The organism is Acetobacterium sp. MES1 (genome assembly GCF_002237635.1).
Classification (GTDB): domain Bacteria; phylum Bacillota; class Clostridia; order Eubacteriales; family Eubacteriaceae; genus Acetobacterium; species Acetobacterium wieringae.
In genome coordinates this window covers 1-4,397 of record NZ_MJUY01000048.1, presented here as the reverse complement: position 1 = coordinate 4,397, position 4,397 = coordinate 1, and the positions used below count along the sequence as shown (strand labels likewise).

The 4,397-nt window shown below is 42.5% G+C and carries 4 protein-coding genes and 1 pseudogene; 2 read left to right on the top strand and 3 right to left on the bottom strand.

The genetic code is table 11. From position 1 onward, the window contains the following. The 3 genes and pseudogenes from BI182_RS13325 to BI182_RS13315 form a co-directional block, all read right to left on the bottom strand. Positions 1-689 (bottom strand): tRNA threonylcarbamoyladenosine dehydratase (locus BI182_RS13325; RefSeq protein WP_286808570.1); only part of this gene is annotated, 689 nt, incomplete at its 3' end. A gap of 57 nt (positions 690-746) precedes the next feature. Then, a pseudogene (locus BI182_RS13320) lies at positions 747-1,565 on the bottom strand (tRNA 2-thiocytidine biosynthesis TtcA family protein); the annotation flags it as partial. 20 nt (positions 1,566-1,585) lie between these two features. Beyond that, a complete protein-coding gene (locus BI182_RS13315; RefSeq protein ID WP_286808569.1) occupies positions 1,586-2,710 on the bottom strand; it encodes a cysteine desulfurase family protein in 1,125 nt (374 codons plus the stop codon). Between the two features lie 278 nt (positions 2,711-2,988). On the opposite strand from BI182_RS13315, the gene cysK reads away from it, so the two are divergent. Further along, positions 2,989-3,918: a cysteine synthase A gene (cysK, locus tag BI182_RS13310; protein WP_286808567.1), complete on the top strand. Its 930-nt coding sequence runs from the start codon at positions 2,989-2,991 to the stop codon at positions 3,916-3,918. After that, positions 3,918-4,352: an RrF2 family transcriptional regulator gene (locus BI182_RS13305; RefSeq protein WP_070371988.1), complete on the top strand. Its 435-nt coding sequence runs from the start codon at positions 3,918-3,920 to the stop codon at positions 4,350-4,352. The genes cysK and BI182_RS13305 overlap by 1 nt, the downstream gene beginning before the upstream one ends. The last annotated feature ends 45 nt before the right edge of the window (positions 4,353-4,397 follow it).

The window sequence follows — 4,397 nt, the reverse complement described above, 5'->3', positions numbered from 1 at the left end:
GAAATGCTGCCGGGAATAGATCGTCGATCGGTACATTTTCGTTCAGTTCCTGGCGGACAAATACAATTGGAATGACAGCTGTTGGCTAAATTTTTTATTTGTTTAATCGGTTCTTCCGTTGAAAACACAACTTTTAAATGCTTGATCTGGCGTTTTTTGAGTTCTTTACGCATGATTTTGGCGACCGGACACATGCTGGTTTTGTAGATATCGGCAACCTTAAAAAGCGTCGGGTCTAATTTGTTTCCGGCACCCATACAACTGATGATGGGTGTTTTTGTGTTTTCTGTTTGGAGCACTAACTCAATTTTGGCCGAAATGGTATCGATGGCATCAACTACATATGAGTAGGAAGAAAAGTCAAATTTATCAGCGTTTTCAGGTAAAAAGAAGCATTGATGAACGTTGACCTGAGCATTGGGATTGATATCCAAAATCCGTTGTTTCATCACCTCGACCTTGTTTTGGCCCACGGTTTTTCGGGTGGCGATCAGCTGGCGGTTGAGATTTGTCAAACAGACCTTATCGTCATCAATGAGATCAAATGAGCCAATGCCGCTGCGGGCAAGGGATTCGGCAGTATAACTACCCACTCCGCCAATGCCAAAGATGGCAACGCGTGCCTGCGCCAGTTTTTCCATGGCATCCCCGCCAAGTAATAATTCAGTTCTTGAAAATTGGTTTAACATTAAAAATTCTCCGTTCAGATATTAATGGTTCATTTTTTTTTACTTTTATTTACAGAGTCAGCTATCATAATCATCTAAAAAATGATGTTTAACCCCATTTTGCTTATAGGAAATAATCGTATTGAGATTGACGTTCTCGACGCTTTTAAAAATATTGCTTTCAATATACGGGCTGGTTTGGCGGAATTTTTTCAGTAGCGTTTTCATTTCCTGACGCTTTGAGGCTCCGCCTTCGTTGTCTGATATCATACAATTTTCAGTAAAGCGGCAGGCACATTGAATAAATTGCAGGTCGTTATGCAACTTCCAGCTGATGATGGCCTCTTCCCGAATCAGATACATCGGTCGGATTAACTCCATATTCTCAAAATTGCTGCTTTTTAGTTTGGGCATCATGGTCTGTATCTGACCGCCGTAAAGCATGCCCATCAGGATCGTCTCTATGACATCGTCATAATGATGGCCCAGGGCGATTTTATTGCATCCCAATTCTTTGGCGTGATGATACAGATGACCCCGGCGCATCCGGGCACAGAGATAGCAGGGTGATTTTTCAATATCGGCCACTGAATCAAAAATCTGCGATTCGAAAACAGTTGCTTCAATATTCAACAGTTTCAGATTTTTTTTGATCATTTCCCGGTTGATCGGGTTATAGCCCGGATCCATTACCAGAAAAACCAGTTCAAATTCGAATTTATTGTGTTTCTTCAGTTCCTGGAATAGCTTGGCCATCAGCATGGAGTCTTTTCCGCCAGAGATGCATACCGCAATTTTATCGCCTTCCTTGACCAGCTGATATTCATTGATGCCGCTGGTAAAGCGGCACCAGATACTGCTGCGATACTTCTTTTTTAAACTTTTTTCTATTTCTTGATAACGTTCCATGATAACTCCTACTTTTTAGTTAAACTTTTATAACAATAATCAAAGATGTCCATAAACGCCTGCAATTCACTGTCAGTGGTTAAATGGCAGAGACTGATCCGCCAGGAAGATCTGGCCAGATCCCTGCTTCCAGTGACCGTCAGAACCGATCGTGAGGGGGTACTGTCGTTGGAACAGGCTGATTTGATCGAAATGCAGACTTCCCGGTCGCTCAGCACAGCCTGAAAGGCTTGGGCCTTGACACCTTTGACACTGAGATTAAGAATGTGGGGAATCGAATGCTCAGTACTGTTCAAAGTTACCAGCGGATACGCTGATAACTGTTTTTTTAACCAGTCGTTTTTTACAGTAACCTTGGCCAGCCGCTCTTCCAGTTCAGCCAGGCACAGTTCAAGGGCCAAAGCCGTTGCTACGGCGCCAGCGGTAAAAGGCGTGCCGCTGCGATAATAACTGGTACTGGCGCCCCCATGAATTTGTGGTTCAAGGATCAGGCGGTCGCTTTTTAGCAGCACGCCCATGCCATTCAGGCCGAAAAATTTGTGAGGTGAAAAGGTAACCAGATCGATTTGATCTAAATCAATTGGTATTTTACCGACAGCCTGAGTGGCATCCACATGAAAAAAGCAATTGGGATAAGCGGCAACAATCGTTGCAATTGATGGGATCGGTTGACAGATTCCCAACTCGCTATCAACATAATTGATAGAGACCAGGATTGTATCTTCTCGAATTAATTCATTTAAATGATCCAGGTCAACAGTACCATCTTTTCTGATTGACACCAGATCAATTTCATAACCAATCGATTGAAGCTGCTTGAGGCTGCCGCTGACTGACGCATGTTCCAGACAGGTGGATATGATATGGCGGCCTACTTCACGATAATTTCTGGCAACACCCTTAATGGCCAGGTTATTGGCTTCAGTGGCTCCAGAGGTGTAGATAACCTCCGAATTTGAACAATTCAGCAGATTTTTTATTTTGATAGTTGCTTGTTTAATCAGTTGCTTGGCATTTTTCCCGGACAGATGGCCGCCGTTTGCATTACCAAAAGCAACTTGATTGATTTGGCAAAATAAATCAAGCACTTGGACATCAACTGGGGTGTCGGCAGCGTAATCTAAATATATCAAGTCGTAACTCCCTTCTAAAAACCTAAACGGTTCATAACTTCTAAAATGACTCAAAAAAATACCCAGATGATTAGTATGAAATCACCAGGGAATTATCCAATTATACTATAAGAGACGTACATTAACAATTGAATATTTTTGTTTTAAGATTTATCTGGGTATAATAAAACAAAATACTGGCGCTGAAAATAAAAAAAGTATTGACAAGAAAATAAAAGGGCAATATAATAAAATCATATAGAAATAATATGATATAAATAATGAAAAGAGGTATCACGATGTCAAAAATTGCAAAAAATCTGACCGACCTGATTGGAAATACACCACTGCTTGAACTATCAAATTATGAAAAGAATTTGGACTTAGAGGCAAAAATCGTAGCCAAACTGGAATACTTTAATCCCCTTTCTTCGGTTAAAGACCGAATTGGCTTTGCGATGATTGATGCAGCTGAAAAAGCAGGTTTGATCAACAAGGATTCAGTCATTATTGAGCCGACCAGTGGCAATACTGGTGTTGGTCTGGCTTTTGTTGCTGCAGCTAAAGGCTATCGTTTAATTTTAACTATGCCTGAGACAATGAGTATTGAACGACGAAATCTGGTTTCTGCGCTCGGCGCTGAACTGGTTTTGACCCCTGGTTCTCTGGGAATGAAGGGTGCTATTGCCAAGGCTCAGGAACTGGCGCAAAGCACCCCCAATGCCTTTGTGCCACAGCAATTCGAGAATCCAGCCAATCCTGAGATTCATCGAAAAACGACGGCGGTTGAGATTTGGGATGACACCGATGGGGAAGTCGATATTTTTGTTGCCGGAATTGGAACCGGTGGAACCATTACCGGGGTTGGTGAAGTTTTAAAAGAAAAGAAACCGGGGGTAAAAATCGTTGCCGTTGAGCCGGAAGCTTCTCCCGTTTTATCAGGTGGAAATCCTGGTCCACATAAAATTCAGGGAATTGGTGCCGGGTTTGTTCCAGGGGTGCTCAATACCACTATATATGATGAAGTCATTAAGGTCAGTAATGAAAATGCTTTCCAGACCTCCAAAGAAATTGGTCGGCGGGAAGGACTGCTGGTCGGTATTTCTTCAGGAGCTGCTATCTACGCAGCCACCGAATTGGCAAAACGACCCGAAAATAAAGGCAAGACCATTGTGGTTTTATTGCCGGACACCGGCGAACGTTATTTATCAACAGGCTTGTTTCAGTAATGAAAATTTCCACTAAGGGCAGGTATGCCTTGCGTTTAATGCTGGACCTGGCGATTAACAACACCGGGGAATACATTCCCATTAAGCGGATTGCTGAACGCCAGGAGATTTCAGAAAAATATTTGGAACAGATTATTACCCAGATATCACGAGCTGGCTTTGTTCGTAGTGTCCGGGGATCTCAGGGGGGGTATCAACTGGCCAACCCCCCGGAAGATTATACTGTTGGCATGATTGTCAGACTTTTGGAAGGTGAATTATCCCCAGTTATTCTGAGTGACGAGGCAGGGAATTATGAGGAAGCAGATCGTCACGTCACCGCTGATGTCTGGCAGGAAATTAAAGATGCCATTGATCAGGTAGTCGATAATATTACCCTGGCAGAACTGGTCAGACGTTACCATGAAAAAGGTAATTGTGAATATTTTATCTGATTTAGTCGACTATAGTTAAGTTTAAAAAAAGAAAAATCGAAGAGA